Source organism: Vicinamibacterales bacterium, assembly GCA_035699745.1.
GTDB lineage: Bacteria > Acidobacteriota > Vicinamibacteria > Vicinamibacterales > 2-12-FULL-66-21 > JAICSD01.
Genome location: DASSPH010000050.1, coordinates 52,532 through 66,994, shown reverse-complemented (window position 1 = coordinate 66,994; position 14,463 = coordinate 52,532). Strand labels below are relative to the sequence as shown.

20 protein-coding genes are annotated in these 14,463 nt (G+C 67.8%); 7 read left to right on the top strand and 13 right to left on the bottom strand.

The window, feature by feature from the left end; genetic code table 11:
• Together VFK57_11315 and VFK57_11310 are read right to left on the bottom strand one after the other, a co-directional pair.
• Window positions 1–662: DUF1080 domain-containing protein (locus VFK57_11315; protein HET7696289.1), on the bottom strand; the 662-nt coding region annotated here is incomplete at its 3' end.
• A gap of 32 nt (window positions 663–694) precedes the next feature.
• Window positions 695–1,363 carry a DUF1080 domain-containing protein gene (locus VFK57_11310; GenBank protein HET7696288.1) on the bottom strand — a complete coding sequence of 223 codons (669 nt, stop codon included), beginning with the start codon at window positions 1,361–1,363 and terminating at the stop codon, window positions 695–697.
• Window positions 1,364–1,582: 219 nt separating this feature from the next.
• Here VFK57_11310 and VFK57_11305 point away from each other — a divergent pair, with 219 nt between their 5' ends.
• The gene (locus VFK57_11305; GenBank protein HET7696287.1) at window positions 1,583–2,962 is read left to right on the top strand and encodes an amidase family protein; all 1,380 of its coding nucleotides are present in this window, start codon (window positions 1,583–1,585) and stop codon (window positions 2,960–2,962) included.
• A gap of 15 nt (window positions 2,963–2,977) precedes the next feature.
• Here VFK57_11305 and VFK57_11300 read toward each other — a convergent pair whose 3' ends face one another.
• The 4 genes from VFK57_11300 to VFK57_11285 form a co-directional block, all read right to left on the bottom strand.
• The gene (locus VFK57_11300) at window positions 2,978–3,415 is read right to left on the bottom strand and encodes a hypothetical protein (GenBank protein ID HET7696286.1); all 438 of its coding nucleotides are present in this window, start codon (window positions 3,413–3,415) and stop codon (window positions 2,978–2,980) included.
• 122 nt (window positions 3,416–3,537) lie between these two features.
• Window positions 3,538–4,005 (bottom strand): pyridoxamine 5'-phosphate oxidase family protein, encoded by a 468-nt coding sequence (locus VFK57_11295; GenBank protein ID HET7696285.1) that lies wholly within the window; start codon window positions 4,003–4,005, stop codon window positions 3,538–3,540.
• A 58-nt stretch (window positions 4,006–4,063) separates the two neighbouring features.
• A complete protein-coding gene (locus tag VFK57_11290) occupies window positions 4,064–4,237 on the bottom strand; it encodes a hypothetical protein (GenBank protein HET7696284.1) in 174 nt (57 codons plus the stop codon).
• 66 nt (window positions 4,238–4,303) lie between these two features.
• The gene (locus VFK57_11285; protein ID HET7696283.1) at window positions 4,304–4,843 is read right to left on the bottom strand and encodes a DUF488 domain-containing protein; all 540 of its coding nucleotides are present in this window, start codon (window positions 4,841–4,843) and stop codon (window positions 4,304–4,306) included.
• 116 nt (window positions 4,844–4,959) lie between these two features.
• Between VFK57_11285 and VFK57_11280 the strand changes: the two genes are divergently transcribed.
• Window positions 4,960–5,946: an alpha/beta fold hydrolase gene (locus VFK57_11280; GenBank protein HET7696282.1), complete on the top strand. Its 987-nt coding sequence runs from the start codon at window positions 4,960–4,962 to the stop codon at window positions 5,944–5,946.
• A 143-nt stretch (window positions 5,947–6,089) separates the two neighbouring features.
• Here the strand turns inward: VFK57_11280 and VFK57_11275 are convergent, their stop codons facing one another.
• From VFK57_11275 to VFK57_11265, 3 genes are read right to left on the bottom strand one after another with little or no spacing between them, the layout of a single operon-like run.
• Window positions 6,090–6,239 carry a hypothetical protein gene (locus VFK57_11275; protein ID HET7696281.1) on the bottom strand — a complete coding sequence of 50 codons (150 nt, stop codon included), beginning with the start codon at window positions 6,237–6,239 and terminating at the stop codon, window positions 6,090–6,092.
• A gap of 7 nt (window positions 6,240–6,246) precedes the next feature.
• Entirely contained in the window at window positions 6,247–6,711 is a 465-nt protein-coding gene (locus VFK57_11270; protein HET7696280.1) for a GNAT family N-acetyltransferase, read from the bottom strand.
• A 41-nt stretch (window positions 6,712–6,752) separates the two neighbouring features.
• Window positions 6,753–7,532 carry an SRPBCC domain-containing protein gene (locus tag VFK57_11265; GenBank protein HET7696279.1) on the bottom strand — a complete coding sequence of 260 codons (780 nt, stop codon included), beginning with the start codon at window positions 7,530–7,532 and terminating at the stop codon, window positions 6,753–6,755.
• On the opposite strand from VFK57_11265, the gene VFK57_11260 reads away from it, so the two are divergent.
• Window positions 7,513–8,046, top strand: coding sequence for a PEP-CTERM sorting domain-containing protein (locus VFK57_11260; GenBank protein ID HET7696278.1), 534 nt, complete (start codon window positions 7,513–7,515; stop codon window positions 8,044–8,046). The two genes, VFK57_11265 and VFK57_11260, sit on opposite strands and share 20 nt — an antisense overlap.
• 62 nt (window positions 8,047–8,108) lie before the next feature.
• On the opposite strand, the gene VFK57_11255 is transcribed toward VFK57_11260, so the two are convergent.
• Both VFK57_11255 and VFK57_11250 read right to left on the bottom strand, forming a co-directional pair.
• Window positions 8,109–8,900, bottom strand: coding sequence for an Ig-like domain-containing protein (locus tag VFK57_11255; GenBank protein ID HET7696277.1), 792 nt, complete (start codon window positions 8,898–8,900; stop codon window positions 8,109–8,111).
• Between the two features lie 84 nt (window positions 8,901–8,984).
• The gene (locus VFK57_11250; GenBank protein HET7696276.1) at window positions 8,985–9,620 is read right to left on the bottom strand and encodes a porin family protein; all 636 of its coding nucleotides are present in this window, start codon (window positions 9,618–9,620) and stop codon (window positions 8,985–8,987) included.
• Window positions 9,621–9,703: 83 nt separating this feature from the next.
• On the opposite strand from VFK57_11250, the gene VFK57_11245 reads away from it, so the two are divergent.
• A complete protein-coding gene (locus tag VFK57_11245; GenBank protein ID HET7696275.1) occupies window positions 9,704–10,543 on the top strand; it encodes a DUF3014 domain-containing protein in 840 nt (279 codons plus the stop codon).
• A 41-nt stretch (window positions 10,544–10,584) separates the two neighbouring features.
• On the opposite strand, the gene VFK57_11240 is transcribed toward VFK57_11245, so the two are convergent.
• Window positions 10,585–11,208, bottom strand: a complete 624-nt coding sequence (locus tag VFK57_11240; GenBank protein HET7696274.1) for a hypothetical protein — start codon at window positions 11,206–11,208, stop codon at window positions 10,585–10,587.
• Window positions 11,209–11,344: 136 nt separating this feature from the next.
• Between VFK57_11240 and VFK57_11235 the strand changes: the two genes are divergently transcribed.
• The 3 genes from VFK57_11235 (at window position 11,345) to VFK57_11225 (ending at window position 13,466) form a co-directional block, all read left to right on the top strand.
• On the top strand, window positions 11,345–11,950 hold the full coding sequence (locus VFK57_11235; GenBank protein ID HET7696273.1) for a hypothetical protein: 606 nt from the start codon (window positions 11,345–11,347) through the stop codon (window positions 11,948–11,950).
• 167 nt (window positions 11,951–12,117) lie between these two features.
• On the top strand, window positions 12,118–12,747 hold the full coding sequence (locus VFK57_11230; GenBank protein ID HET7696272.1) for a PEP-CTERM sorting domain-containing protein: 630 nt from the start codon (window positions 12,118–12,120) through the stop codon (window positions 12,745–12,747).
• 59 nt (window positions 12,748–12,806) lie between these two features.
• Window positions 12,807–13,466, top strand: a complete 660-nt coding sequence (locus VFK57_11225) for a PEP-CTERM sorting domain-containing protein (GenBank protein HET7696271.1) — start codon at window positions 12,807–12,809, stop codon at window positions 13,464–13,466.
• Window positions 13,467–13,484: 18 nt separating this feature from the next.
• Here the strand turns inward: VFK57_11225 and VFK57_11220 are convergent, their stop codons facing one another.
• The gene (locus tag VFK57_11220) at window positions 13,485–14,435 is read right to left on the bottom strand and encodes a hypothetical protein (GenBank protein HET7696270.1); all 951 of its coding nucleotides are present in this window, start codon (window positions 14,433–14,435) and stop codon (window positions 13,485–13,487) included.
• Between the last annotated feature and the right edge of the window lie 28 nt (window positions 14,436–14,463).

Sequence of the window (14,463 nt, the reverse complement as noted above, 5' to 3'; positions counted from 1 at the left end):
CCGAGAAGGCCGATGTGCCCCTTCGTGTTGGCGATCCCGCGCGACCCTTCCGGCTTCGACAGATCGCGGTGGCTTTTCAGCATCGCCTCGTCCTTCACGTCATCCAGATCGGCGTCGACGATGGTCGTGCCGTTCAGCGTGACGGTGATACGGCGTCCTCTGGCGGTGATCTCTTCGGTGTTCCATTCACCGACCGGTTTCTGATAGCCGCGTCTGGCCGCCACCATCCCGTAGATCGACCCGTGGTACTGATACGGCTGCAGCTTCGTGTACGACGAGCCGCCGTCGTCCAGGATCTGGATTTCCATCCCCACGTAGGCCGCGTCACCCTCGAGCGGCGCTCTGATGCCGATGCCGTTGTTGGCGTTCTCGGTCAGCTTGAAGTCGAAGCGAAAGACGAAGTCGGCGTATTCCTTCTCGGTATACAGGTTGCCGCCGTCCTCCTTGGTCGAGAAGATCACGCCGTTCTCGATCTGATAGCCCTTGCCCGATCGATTCTCGGTGCCGTTGGCGCGGCGTCCGTAGACCCAGCCGGTGAAGTCCTTGCCGTTGAAGAGAGGGGTGAAGCCCTGGTCGGGCCCCTGCGGGGTGCCCATGGCGGTGGCCGCCAGCGATGCACAGGATACGACCGTCGCAGCGAGCAGCAATTGTGATCGATTCACGTCAAGACTCCTTCAGAGCGAGCGGCAGCACGCTACCGGATCGACAGATCGCGGACGACGATGTCCTTGAAACGCATGTTGCCGAGCCCGCCCGAGTGCAGCTGCAGCGCGATGTAGCCGTCGCTGGACTTGGGCGCCGGATCGGTGAAGTCCAGGATCTGGATGCCGTTGAGGATCACCACCGTCTGGTTGCCCTCGACCTTGATCAGCATGTCGTTCCAGTCGGTCGGCCGGATGACCTGCTCATACGCCGGCGCCGGCCACGCATACCAGCCGCGGCCCTCTCCGTACAGTCCGCCGGTATGGTGATTGAGCGTGCGGTCGATCTCGACCTGCTTGCCCTGGCTGACATCGACGGTGCCGGGCTTGAAATCGGTGTGGAAGTAGACGCCGCTGTTCCCGTCGGCCTCGCACCTGAAGCGCAGCGACAGCCAGAAGTCCTTGTATTTCTTTTCCGTCCGCAAGTAGCCGTAGGCGCTGCTGACGCCCTGTCCGTGGATGGCGCCGTCCTCGACGACCCATTTTTCCTTGCCGACCTCGACCCAGTTCGTGAGGTCCTTGCCGTTGAACAGCTGGACCCACTGTTCGTTGGGCTGCAGAGTTCGAGTCGAAGGAGCCTGCGCCGACGCGAGGGCCGGCAACGCGCAGACGATCAGCGCGGCGCAGGACAGAGACGATGCGGGGAAGGCAAGGCGGCGCATGGAAACTCCTCCGTGAACGTGTGGTCACGCGCATCATATGCTGCGTGACCGCCTGAGAGGAAGAGGAGGAAGCCGAGCGGCGGAAAGCCAGCAGACGTGAACTGATCACGTGATCATCACCTCCCCAAGTCCGCCCGACGGATGCCCTTTTCTGGAGTCGCGACTTGATCGACCGGTCGAGCGCAGCCAAACTGTGTTGACGAGTCGCGCGGGTGAATGATGGCGGCCGTGTTCTCGATGCATCTCGTGGGGCGGAGCGCCACCAGCCTTGCCGCCCTCGTTCGCGCCGGTGACGTTACGCCGCGCGAGGTCGTGCAGGCCCACCTCGCTCGGATCGCAATGGTCGATCCGCGGCTCGGCGCCTTCGAACGTGTGCGCGCGACAGACGCGCTCGCGGAAGCGGAGGCCCTGTCCCTGCGCAAAGACTTCCGGAGCGCACCGCTCGCGGGCGTGCCGATCGCCATCAAGGACAATATCCCTGTCGCAGGCGAACCGATGCGCGTCGGTTCGCTCGCGACGCCCACCGCCTTGTGCGAGGCGGATCATCCGACGGTCCGCCGTTTGCGCGCGGCCGGGGCTATCGTCGTGGGCACGACCCGCGTGCCCGAATTGTGCGTCTGGGCGACCACGGACAACGGCTTCGGCATCACGCGAAATCCCTGGAACCTGGCTCGCACGCCGGGAGGATCGTCCGGCGGAAGCGCGGCCGCTGTCGCATCTGCGATGGTGCCGCTCGCCGGTGGCGCGGACGGGATGGGCTCTATCCGCATTCCCGCGGCATCGTGCGGCCTTGTCGGTCTCAAGCCCGGGTCGGGGGTCGTGCCGGCCGAACTCGGCGTGAGCGGGTGGTACGGGATGGCGGAGAACGGCGCGCTCGCGACAACGGTGGACGACGCGGCGCTGATGCTGGCGGTGCTCGCCGCACGTCCGGACTTCCGCGATCCTCGAGCCCCGGATCGGCACCTCCGCATTGCGGTGGCGACGCGCGCGCCGCTGCCCGGTATTGCGGTCGACCCCGAGTTCATCAACGCGACGCATGAATCCGGAAACGTGCTGGCTGCCGCTGGGCACACAGTCGAATCAGCAAATCCACCTGCTCTGCCTGTTCGCTGTGCTGTCGCGGCATTCGCACGATGGTTTGGCGGGGTCGCTCAGGATGCTCGAGAGCTGGACCCGCGCCGCCTCGAGCGTCGCACCCGCACACACGTTCGCCTCGGGCTGGCGGCGCAGCGGCTTCGGCTCGTCCAGCCGCGTGATCGCGAGATCTGGCGCCAACTGCTCGAGCCGTTCTTCCGGAAGTTCGACCTGTTGATCACGCCGATGCTGGCGATGTCCCCGAAGCGCGCCCAACTGTGGAGCCGTCGATCGTGGACGTCGAACTTCTACACTGATGCGCGGTTTGCTCCATTTGCCGCCAGCTGGAACTTTGCAGGGTATCCGGCGGCCGCCGTACCCGCCGGGGTGCACTCGGATGGGATGCCCCTCTCCGTGCAGCTGGTGGCTGCTCCGGGAGGCGAGAAGAGGATTCTCTCGGTGGCCAAACAGCTCGAACTGCTTCGGCCTTGGCGGCGGCACGCGGTGGGGGAGCAGTGGCCGTAGGCGCCCATCTTCGCGTCATCGCGCCTGCGGGTGCGGCGGCATCTCGGGCACGTCAATGCTGGCTTTGCGCTCGGTGCGAACCCGCGCCCCGGTCCGCTCCTCGACCATCGCATCGTCCTGGAGCCTGAGCCTGACCTGCAGGGAACCATCCGTCACCAGCTGGATCTCGAAGGAAACGATGGTGACGCCAGCCGGCGACGAAGCCACCGTCGCGTGACTCGCGGCAAAAACGCCCGGTCCGGTGGAGCGGCTGGAGCATCCCGACCGTCCCGGCTCCCACCACCAGACGCCCTTCGCATCGCTCGGGTCGACCGCGACGCAGAATCCCGGATTTCGCTCGCCGAGCAGCGCCAGCGGTGCGGTGCTGACGATGTAACGAGGACGCCCGATCGGGACGGACCTGCACCCCGCGAGCGGAACACCGAGGAGCAGGACTATCGCTGCATAGCGCATCGTGATCCTTCCCGGGGTAAACGAGTCGCCGCCGGCCGGGAGACCCGCATGCCGGCCGCGCCCCAACCTGCCGGTCTCGGGGTCACGGTGGTCCCTGCGGCTCGTCCCTCTGGCGGCAGCGGTTACTCTGCGGCGGACGACGAAGCAGTGCCCGATGACGTGCTGCGGCCGGTGAGTTGATGCAGTCTGATGCGATAGACCACCGCCGCATGCGGCTCGCGCGACAGGGTCTTGCCGGTCGCGGGCTCCCACCAGCGTTCGCGCGCCGCGAAGAGTTCCTGCGCCCGGCGTTGGGCGGCGGCGTGCGCCGCCGCATCCGTCAGTTCCTCATACAACCCGAACGCAAGCACCGTGGTCCATTGCCGCCGGTCCGTGATTTCTTCCACTTCGAGACACACCTGCGGATTGGCGCGCATCCATCGGATCTTCTGGCCGAAGGTGGCGAAACCGTAGACGTAGTCCGCGCCGTCGAGATTGAACGACACCGGGACAATGTACGGCTGGGCATCCTGAACGCACGCGAGGCGCCCGAGCGTGTTGCGGCCCAGGACCTCGAGGCATGCTTCCCTGGTCAGCTCGTGAATCAACATGCGGGAGACACCTTCATTCAGCTGAGAGTATAGCGAAGCGGGCGCCAGTCCCGCGGCGTCAGTCAGCGCCGAGCCATTCCGCAAAGTAGATGCTGATGACGATCTCCAGTGCGAACACCGCAGCCACCGCAACAGCGCTGAGAATCAGGCGCTTGCGCGGCGTCCGTCCCGTCGCGCCGAAATACACCGCCGGACCAATGACAACTCCAGTGATCAATGCCAGCAAGATCATATTTGGTTCAGCCTGCGGCCGGATACGCCTTGCTGTGGTGCATTCAGCAATGCCGGATCGGGGCGCTTACAGCAGCCGCGGTTGCGGCGGCGGATACTCGATCGTGCCGTCCCGCTGGACGACGGCCCCCTTGGTCATCGAGGCAAGCTGCTCCTGCCCCGGGGCGACGATGTGGACTACGCTCCACCCGCGGGCCAGCATGTAATCGGCAATCAGCCGGCGGTGACATTGCCACCATACCGCTTCCGCGCACATGAACGCCGTCGGTCGTTCGCGCGCGAGCGCCTCGAGTTCCGCGATCGCCCGTGCGAAGGCGGCGCTGGCGGCATAGTCGGCGTAGTTGCGGAATGCTTCCACCTTCCACAAGCCGTTGCGTGACTGCGCTCCCTTCTGCCGTGGGCGGCGGCCGCCGAGCGCCGGCATGTGACGGTAATCGATGGCCGCGGCCGCCAGGGTCGCCGCGAGCGCATCCTTGTTGAACTGCGGATGCCGCCGGGACATGGGAAAGGCGCGCACGTCGACGACGCGGGTGACGCTGGCGGCGGCGAGCAACGCGATGAACTCGTCGAGCGATCGCGTGGAGTGCCCGATGGTATGGACCACCATCGTCCGATCCTAACCGGCGGCACGCGCTCATGTCCGACGCCCGCGTCGTGGACTGGCTGCTCTCCCGCGTCCCCATTGGCAGGAACTGACGTCTTCCGCTATCGTCGTGGCCTACGATGGACGACGCGAATCCGCCGCGGTGGGCGGCCCGCCTGCTCGTCGCGACGCTCGTCGTCGTGCCGCTGACCGGCGTGGTGATCGGACAAGCGCATATAGATGGATGGGCGCCACCCGGCGGCTCGGCCACGCCACAACTGCCGGCGGCGGTCATCGCCGACCCGCCGTCCGACAAGGCCTTCCCGGCGGCGCTCGCCATCGTCAGCATTCCCAGCCACGGTGTCGCGCTGGACGCGACGTTGTATCAGGCCAGCGGCCAGGGGCCGCACGGCGCCGTCGTCCTCCTGCACGGGCTGCCCGGCTACGAAGTCAACGGCGATCTGGCGCAGGCCATCCGCCGGGCGGGCTGGCACGTGCTGCTGTTCCACTATCGGGGCATGTGGGGCGCGGGCGGCGCGTTCTCGCTGTCGTCGGCGATCGAAGACACGGCGCAGGCCGTCCGTTTCCTCCGCGACGCCGCCAACGCGGCCAGGTACCGCGTCGACCCGCGACGCGTCGTCCTGATCGGCCACAGCTTCGGCGGGTTCCTCGCGGGATTCGAGGGCAGCCGGAACGCCGACATCGCGGGAATCGCGATGCTCTCCGCCGTGAACCTCGGCACGCTGAACGACAACCCGCGCGAACGTGATAGCCGCCTGGCGCGGTGGAGCACGCAGCTGCACCCCGTCCCGGGCGTCACCGCGTCCGCACTGTTCGCCGAGGCGGCGCGGCATGGAGCCGATTGGGATTACCGGCGCTGGGCGGGCCGGCTGCGCGATCGTCCGGTGCTGATCGTGACGGCCGACGATCAGAACCGCGCCGACATGGACGGTCTGGCGGCGGCGCTGCGGAAGGAGAGTGCCGCCGCGCTTCAACACCACGCGCTGCAAACGGATCACAGCTTCTCCGATCGCCGCATTGCGCTGCAGGCGATCCTCGTCCGCTGGCTGGAGAGTCTCACGAGTGCTACCACGAGAGCGAAGAACCGGGCGGCTCAGCGAAGGTAATCCAACCGCAGGAAGTCGTTCAGGGCGGCAAAGTCCGCGGCGCCGTTGACTTCAGCAGGGACGTCCTCGGGGATCGGCGAAATCTGCTATGCTCCGCCCGCGCCGGCACGTGTCCAGCCCCGCAGGAGAATCTGGATCATGGCTCAGACGAGTGAGAAGTCGAACCGGTTCGTATTGGCGACGTTGGCAATCCTCGGGGCGGTGGTCGCGGTGTACGTGTGGTACAGGGTTCTGGCGTAGTCCGGCTGCCGCGCAAGCCGCGGCTGTTCGCGGGAAGCAATCCCGGGAATCACGCGGAGCCTATCCGAGGCGCTTGATGCAGCGGATCCACTCCTCCGCGAATCCGAGCCGCTCGTACAGCGCCCGCGCGCGGTGGTTCGCGGTGAACACGTTCAACGTGAGCAGCGTGAAGCGGCGCGCTCTCGCCCAATCCTCCGCGGCGGCAAGCAGCGCCGCGCCGACCCCCCGTCCCTCCGCGGCGCGCGCGACCACCACGTCGGCGACGTGGGCGGTGACGCTGTTGCTGTAGTAGTCATCCGCGGTGGTGAGGTGGATGAACCCGAGCGGACGCCCGTCATCGTCCACGGCGACGAGGATCGTCGCGTCAGCTCCGCTCTCGCCGTCCAGGACAGCCGCGATCACCGCCCGGTCGCGCGCGATCATCGCGTCGCGATCGCGTCCCGGCACGTCGCCGAACGCGATCAGCCGTTCGCCGAGATCGAGGACGAACGCGCGATCCTCGGCCACGGCCGGGCGAATTCTCACCCCCTCATCTTAGACCGCGCGGCGCGGATGACTCCGGGAGTTCAGTGAGGCCGGAAGGTCTTTCCGGTTTCGAGCAGCGTCTTCAACCGGGAGAGGATCCGCGGCCAGCCGTCCGCATTCTGCAGATACGCGGGGTCGTCGTCGGCGAACTCGTCGTTGGTGACGACGACCTTCACCGCCTCGGATTCCGGCGTCAGCACGATGCTCACGCGCGACATCACGGCGCCGTCGCCCATGCCGAACCGGTAGTCGAGCCGCTTCGGTGGGTCGACGTTCAGCACCTCGCCGGTGACGTACCGCGTCGGCCGTCCGTCCTTGCCGGGTCCGGACCAGGTCATCGCGCCGCCGGGCCTGAGGTCGATCGCGAAGTCCGCGCCCATGAAGATGGTCCGGTTGGCCTCCGGCGAGACGAAGCCGTTCCAGACGGACTCGATCGGCGCGGCAATATAGAAAGTGAAGACGAGTGGTGCTCTGGCCATCTCAACCCGGATTATCCGCCCGTTTTCAATCCGCATCCACGCTGTTCCATCGCGCAAACGTCGAGGTCGGGTTCGGCGACGCCGGCTGGCCTTGCGCTTGCTCCGTCGCACCATCGGGGTGACGAAGATGACTTCATTGCCGAAGTTGGGAATGCGACTCGCCTTCGCATTGCTCTTGAGCAGCAGCGCCGCGTTCGCCGAGCCGGTCGGGCTGGTGACGTTCGGATTCTTTGGCTCAGGCGGCGACGATACCGGGTTCTTCGCCGTCGGGTCGAACTTCTCGGTGGGAACCGGCGCATTGCCTGCCGGCGCGGGCCCGGTGGTGACCTGCAGCCCGTGCACGCCGGGAACCTCGCTCAACCTCAGTTCGAATGTGACGATCGGCAACTGGGGAGCGGGAGCGGCGACGATCGACGGACAGTCATGGGGGACCGTCTACTACACGGGCTCGCTGCAGTTCGCCGCGGGTTCGGTGATCGTCCCTGACGTGCAGCCGCAGCCGCCCGGGCTCGACGAGACGGTCATCGTGCCGGCCTTCAGCCCCTTCACCTTCACGGGCACGCTCACCGGGTTCGCGGATCCGAGCCGGACCGGCGCGCCGCTGTTCTCCATCCAGCTGGCCGGCGGCGGTTCGAGCCCGCTCGGCGCCGTCGCGGGCTTCGGGAATCTGGGTTCAGGCACCTTCCTCGACTACGTCGACTATTCGTTCAACGACGTTGCCTCGACGCCGGAACCCGGCTCGCTGCTGCTGCTGGGATCCGGCGCGGCGTGGATCGCGGCGCGCTGCCGCAGGCGCCGCCGTGGGAAACCACGACTCTCGCCTGCGGCATACCCGAGGGCTTCGATGACGCGATAGCGGGAGAAGCGGGAGCCGATCGACGCGATGGGAGAGGGGTTTTCGTCTTCCGTCTTCGTCTTCTAACGCGTGCGTGTCATCGTCAGCAGTTCGACTTCCTCGTAGGCGCTGCCCGGCTGGCCTCGCATCGTGTAGTCCTGCGCCCAGCGGCCGCTCATGCGGGCGGCTCCGTCGAGCGTGGTGTTCCATCCGCTGAAGCGCAGATCGCCGAAGTGGTCGCCGTACCAATCCAGCAGCGCGAGGGTGCCGTCCAGATTGAGGCGGCCGTCGGCCGTCACCGAACCGGAGATCGACCCCGCGTCGGGCCCGAACGTCGCGCGAATTGCGCCGTAGTCGGATCCGCTTTGCGCGATGGTGAATGCGAAGGCGTGCTCCGAGCCAACCTTGTTGAGCGCGCGGCACCACGGCACGTCGACGTAGCCGCCGCCGACGATCCCATCCGCAAACACGCCCGAGTCCCTGCACACGTTGATCACGTACCGGCCCGACCAGCTTCCGCCGTAGTCATTGACGATGTGCACGGTCTTCGACGCGCTGAATCCCTCGTGAACCGCCGTCAGCGCGATCGCGCCGTGCGCCAGGGCCTCGAGGCGTCCTGCGCCGGCAACCGCGGCGACCCGCGTGTCGCTGCTGGTCCACGACGGCGTGACCGATCGGCTGGAGCCGTCAGACAGGGTCACGGTCGCGGTGTAGGCGGCGGCCCCGCCGGTCAGCAGGTAATCGGCTCCGTTGATGACCAGACTGGAGATGGAAGGACCCGCGGGCGCGGTCGGCGCTGCGGGATTCGGCTTGCTTCCGCAGCCGAGGGCGGCGGCAAGCATCAGGACAGGCCCGGCGAGTCTGAGGACGTGCATTTCTCTCCCCCAATCAGCCGACCCAATGGCACGTGGATTATACGTCTGCGGCTGCGGACCGCGCGGGATTTCCGCGCGCCGGCATTACCGCACGCGGAACCCGATCGCCAGGGTGAAGACGCGGTTCTTGATCCGGTCTTCGTCGCCGTTGTCATCCGTGTTGATATGACGCAGGCCGTGCGTGTAGCGCGCCTCGATCAGCGCGCGGCGGAGCGCGACGCCGAATCCGGCAGCCAGTCCGACATCTCCGGCATAGATCGCGTCATCGACGTCGCGGCGCTGGTCCGCCCCTTCCAACTGGAAGGTGACGCGCGCGGATAACTTGACCGCGGGGGCGATGCCGGCGACGACGAACGGATGGACCGTGGAGCCGGACCGCCCGAAATCGGCGCGGGCGAGCAGGGGCACTTCGAAGTAGCGCAGCCGGACGTTGTACGAGTCGACGGTCCCCGGCAGCGCCTCGTACACCACCCCCTTTTCCGAGAACAGCGCTTCGATCTGGAACGACACGCGGCTCGCGCGCAGGAGCCGCACCCACACCCCGGCGGCGACGCCGAGGCGGCGCGAGGTATCCGGGTCTTCGTCCTCCTCCGGCGTGAGCGAGGCGGCATTGAGGCCGGCCTTGACGCCGACCTCCTGCGCGGAGACGGCGCACGGCGGGATGAGGAGCGCCGCGGCGGCGAGCGTGCAACCGAGGCCGGTGCGAGACAGCGCAGACATCATGGGCGATGCTCCAGTGGTCCGGTCACCGGGCTCATCCTAATGCATCAGAGCCAGGGTAAAGTAAGAGACGTCTTACCGTCATGGACGACGACTTCGACGTAGTGAAGGCTGCCGACGACTCGTTCGAGCGCAGGCCGGAGCGCTCGTGGTGGTTGTGGGTCGTTGTCGCCGCGCTGGCGGTTGCCACCGCAGCCGCGCTGTACCTCGTGGCCGGCCGGACGCGTCGTGACGCGCCGGCGCCCGCCGCGCGGCAGGCGTCGCCCGGCACACTGGTGCGGCCGCTGGGAGGGGAGGCGGCGCCGATCGACGTCCCGCCGCTCGATCGCAGCGATCCGGTCGTGCGCGAACTGGTGAAGCAGATCACGTCGCATCCGCGCATTGCCGCCTGGCTCGCCACCGACGGCCTGATCCGGACGATGACGGTGGCCATCGAGAACGTCGCCAGCGGCGCGACGCCCGCGTCCCGGTTCCCGGCGCTGCGGCCGGCCTCGGGATTCGAAATCATTGCCCGCGGACCCGACGTGCAGATCAGTCCGCGCAGCTACCAGCGCTACGACTACCTGGCGGACGTGGCGGCGTCGATCGATGCGGCGGGCGCCTCGCGCGTCTATGCCACGCTGAAGCCGCGGTTCGACGAGGCCTATCACGAACTCGGATACCCGGACACGCCGTTCGACCGGACGCTCGAGCGCGCGATCGTGTCGCTCCTGCGCACGCCGATCGTCGACGGCGCGGCGCGGATGGAACCGCGCGGCATCGGTTACGGATTCGCCGACCCGTCGCTGGAAGGATTGAGCGGCGCGCAGAAGCAGCTGCTGCGAACCGGTCCGCGCAACGTGCGCATCATCCAGACGTCGCTGCGCGACATCGCGCTCGCGCTCGGGATTCCGGCGGAGCGGCTGCCGGCCGCGCCGCGCTGAACCGCGAGCGGCGAGGCCCGAAGGAGCAGGGTTCGCTGCGGCTACCGCTCGGGCGGGCCGATGATCTGTCCCACGAAGCCGACCGACATCCCCACGGACGGCTGGACTCCGAACTGGTCGGTCGCGAGCGCCACGCCTGCCGCCTGTACGCTGCCGTCGACGTAGATCGTGCCGTCGCCGTAATTGGCGGTCTGGTCCTTGCGGATTTCGAGCAGCAGGTTGCCGGCGTTGCGCGCGTACACGAACGGCGCGGCGAGGGGAATGCGGAACGCACCGGTGAAGAACGTGCTGAAGTCCGAGACGGTGAACTCGGCGACCAGCCGCGCGTTCGGCCCGACGTTCTGGTCCATGTCGGCGCTCAGCGTCGCGGAGGAGGCCCGGGTGGTGGACAAGTACACCTGGTAGTGCGCGGGCTCGACGAAACTCTCGGCGGACTGCGTGGCGTCGTTGAACAGCTCGAGCGCGTCGATGCGCATGCTCGACGGGAACGTGGACGCATCGAAGATCTGCTGGATGCGGGTGGCGCAGTCGAACGGTTCGCACAACCCCGAGTGGCCATCGCTCTGCGGGACGACGACTTCGTCCTCCGCCGAAGGCTGCGCCGGCGGCGCCGCGGTCAGGGCGGCGGCGCACAAGGTCATCGCCAGAGCGAAGCTGACTTTCATCATGGTTCCTCCTTCATTGATCGCGCCCACGGGTTCCGCCGGACGGCTCTCCGGCGGCGGCTGTGACGTGCAACAGCCGCACCAGCGGCAGTACAATCGGAGCCGCCATGCCAGTGGCTGCCGCGAGGAGACGCTGATGCGCACCCTGTTGCTTCGCGGGTTCACCCTCGTCGTGCTGCCTCTCACCGCCGTTTCGTTCGATGCGGCGGGCGTCTTTGCCCAGGCGGCCGGACCACGGCCGGCGCCGATGGCCCTCGAGGCGATCGTCCCGACGCGCATCGAGACGCTGCTGACCACCCCGAATCTGGTTCTCGTCGCCGACTACTACCGCATCGACATGCGCTTCGGCCCGAACATGCGGATCGACGCGCTCGTGGTGGAGGCGGTCGGCTCGCGGGCGCGGCTGAAAGGGCTGCGGGTGCAGGTGAGAGACCCGGAGACTCGCGGCCGGCAAGAGGGGACGAGTTACATCGATTTCGATGAGCTGCAGGCGCTCTCGCGCGGTCTGACCTCGATGGCGGAGCTGGCGGAGAAGTGGAACCACGACGATCGTCAGGCAACCGAATTGTCGTTCACCACGTCCGGCGGGTTCCGGCTGGCGATCCGCCAGTCCGCCCGCATTCCGCGCGCCTACCTGTCGACCGGCCTGCTGGATCCGGTGGTGACCTCGATCGAGCTCGCCGAGCTTCCGACGCTCAAGCAGGCGTTCGATCAGGCGCTCACCATCCTGAACAGCAAGTGACCGGCCGACGCCGATGGCCGAGCTCGGCGAAACGCCGGACCGCGGCCGTTGTCGCGTCCCGCGTAAACGGACCAGGCACGGCGGCTTGCATCGCCGCCGCCGGAGGTCCCAACATGCGTGTGTTCCAGGCCCTGAGAGCGGCGCCGGTGTGTGCGGTTTTACTCTGGTTGCTCCCTGCCGTTGTCCATGCAGACCCGATCCTCGTCACGGGCGGCTCGACCAGCGGGTCGCTGTCGTTCAACCCGTCCTTCGTCAGCCTGACCGGCGAAGGGCTGCGGATCGCGGGCGAGGGGTACAGTTCCACGTCGGGGGGACCCGGGCAGGTCGGCACGACCGCGACGCTCGACGGCACCTTCTCCTTCGCCACCATTTCCGGTGCGCTCGCGCAGATGGCGGACGGGTTCACCGGCCCGGCGCTGCTCGACGGCGGGCTGACGTTCACCACGCAGCCGTTCGTCGTGCAGCCACGCCCCGGTGGCAGCGGCGAGACCACGTTCACCGTGCCGTTCACGATGACAGGGGCCATCCAGGGCTACGCGCCGTCCGGTCCGACCGGACGCGACTTCGGCGCGCTCCTGTTCAGCATCGACGTCTTCGGCAATGGCACCGCGACGCAAACCAAGACGTTCAACGCCGCCACCGGCTTCTACAGCTCGGTCGAATCGCCGATCGTCTACGCGTTCGCCCCGGCGGCGCCGGCAGCGACCCCCGAGCCGGCCAGCCTCCTTCTCTTCGGCACCGGCGTCGCCGGCATGATGCTGAGGCGATACCGCCAGGGATCGAAACGGCCCACGTAGCCACCGTTGCATAGCGCCGGAGCGGAGGTCCTCGTATGTGGCAACGTGCCGTCCGATGTGTGGCGTGTACTGTCGTTCTTGGGGCGCTCGCTTCCGCTCCGGCGTTCGCCGATCCGATTCAAATCACCGGCGGGCAGCTCACCGGGTACCTGCCGGGCTCGTCGTTCACCTTCACGGGCGACGGCCTGGCGCTGGCCGGCAGCGGCGACTCGGGGAGCGTATCGACGATCTTCCTGAACTGCAGGCCCTGCAGCGACGCCAATCCGGTGACGGTCGACTTCGGCGATCGGTACACCGCTGCGGTCTACAGCGGTCAGCCGGGGACGTTCGAAGGCGTGACCTACCCGGCGACGTTCCTCAACGCCAACCTGGAATTCACTGGCCCGTCGTTCAGCACGGCGATTCTCTCCCCGTCGAACCTGATTCTCACGGCGCCGTTCTCGATGATGGGCACCATCGACAACTACGCGTCGAACCCGCTCACCGCCGTGGGACCGCCGTTGTTCACCGCCTCGGTCTTCGGCTCCGGCACGGTCACCGCGCAGTTCACCGCGGTGCCGAACGGAGATGGTCAGGGGAACACGCTGTTCGACGTGACGCGCCTCACCTACCAGTTCGAGGCGGCCGCGCCGACGCCGGAGCCGGCGTCGCTGCTGCTGCTCGGCACCGGCGCCGCCGGACTGATCGCCCGGCGCCGCCGGCAGCGCGGACGCGCGTAGCCGTTCACGCGCCGTCGTTCACGGCGCCTTCGCGGGAAACGCGATGAGCTGGACCCAGGCGACGGCGCGCTCGTTCACGAGCGGCGGGGTGAAGAAGCGGAGCCGTGCGGCCTCGAGCACCGCCCGCTCGACCTGACGCTCGCCGCGGATCATCTCCGCGTTCATGACGACGCCATCCGGCCCGATCACGATGTGTCCGAGCGGCGCCGCCGCCGGGGCATTCGCATAGACGGGATCCAGACTCCAGTAGGACACGGGGCGCGGATAGAGCCGTCTCGTATCCTCGATCGCGCGCAGCCGTCGAACTGTGTCCTTGAAGGATTCGCCGAAGATCGCCGCGCTGAGATCCGGGGCGCCCGGCGGCGCGGGAGTCTGCGGCGCCAGCCGCAGCGCAACCGCACGGCGCCACAGGTTCTCCGCCTCCTGCCTCAACGCGGCGCGTCGTCGACGATCGGTTGTACGGCGCGCCTTGATTTCGAGCAGTCGGACCCGATAGACGAGCGTCCGCTGCGACGTGGGCGCCGCAGCGGCCGCCTGATGCGACGCCGCCAGCGCTTCTTCGAGCAGGCGCGGCGGAAAACTACCCATGCCATTCTCGCGTTCGATCATCTCCGCATGCTCGACTGTCGCGGCGGCCCGCGGACGCCGGTGAACCGCAATATCGAGCTCGGCGAGAATCGCGACGGTCTTCGCGACGTTCTGCGCGAGCCGCTCCTCGTCTGCCGGCAGGAACGCCATCTCCTCGAGCGCGACGACGCGGCCGTCACGCCAGACATCCGCCGGCAGCTCCCGCACGGCGGCCCGCAGTCGCTCGGCGGGGAAGAGGCCTCCGAATCCGCCGTACTGCGGGAACAGATAGACGCCTGCCGGCCGTACCACGATCCATGGGTTCGGCCAGCGCTCTTGCGGCGGAGCAGGGCCCGGTCCAGGTGCGATGATGAGGGAGAGAACCACGAGGGCCCGCAGCATAGGCGCCGATCATAGCGCGCGCGATGGT

Bases quoted from the DNA above. Each gene is read 5' to 3' on its own strand.
- VFK57_11245 (HET7696275.1), top strand. From the start codon at position 9,704: ATGGACGACGACTTCGACGTAGTGAAGGCTGCCGACGACTCGTTCGAG.
- VFK57_11290 (HET7696284.1), bottom strand. From the start codon at position 4,237: ATGATCTTGCTGGCATTGATCACTGGAGTTGTCATTGGTCCGGCGGTG.
- VFK57_11285 (HET7696283.1), bottom strand. From the start codon at position 4,843: ATGGTGGTCCATACCATCGGGCACTCCACGCGATCGCTCGACGAGTTC.
- VFK57_11255 (HET7696277.1), bottom strand. From the start codon at position 8,900: ATGCACGTCCTCAGACTCGCCGGGCCTGTCCTGATGCTTGCCGCCGCC.
- VFK57_11235 (HET7696273.1), top strand. From the start codon at position 11,345: ATGCGCACCCTGTTGCTTCGCGGGTTCACCCTCGTCGTGCTGCCTCTC.
- VFK57_11240 (HET7696274.1), bottom strand. From the start codon at position 11,208: ATGAAAGTCAGCTTCGCTCTGGCGATGACCTTGTGCGCCGCCGCCCTG.
- VFK57_11280 (HET7696282.1), top strand. From the start codon at position 4,960: ATGGACGACGCGAATCCGCCGCGGTGGGCGGCCCGCCTGCTCGTCGCG.
- VFK57_11310 (HET7696288.1), bottom strand. From the start codon at position 1,363: ATGCGCCGCCTTGCCTTCCCCGCATCGTCTCTGTCCTGCGCCGCGCTG.
- VFK57_11305 (HET7696287.1), top strand. From the start codon at position 1,583: ATGGCGGCCGTGTTCTCGATGCATCTCGTGGGGCGGAGCGCCACCAGC.
- VFK57_11250 (HET7696276.1), bottom strand. From the start codon at position 9,620: ATGTCTGCGCTGTCTCGCACCGGCCTCGGTTGCACGCTCGCCGCCGCG.
- VFK57_11220 (HET7696270.1), bottom strand. From the start codon at position 14,435: ATGCTGCGGGCCCTCGTGGTTCTCTCCCTCATCATCGCACCTGGACCG.
- VFK57_11300 (HET7696286.1), bottom strand. From the start codon at position 3,415: ATGCGCTATGCAGCGATAGTCCTGCTCCTCGGTGTTCCGCTCGCGGGG.
- VFK57_11295 (HET7696285.1), bottom strand. From the start codon at position 4,005: ATGTTGATTCACGAGCTGACCAGGGAAGCATGCCTCGAGGTCCTGGGC.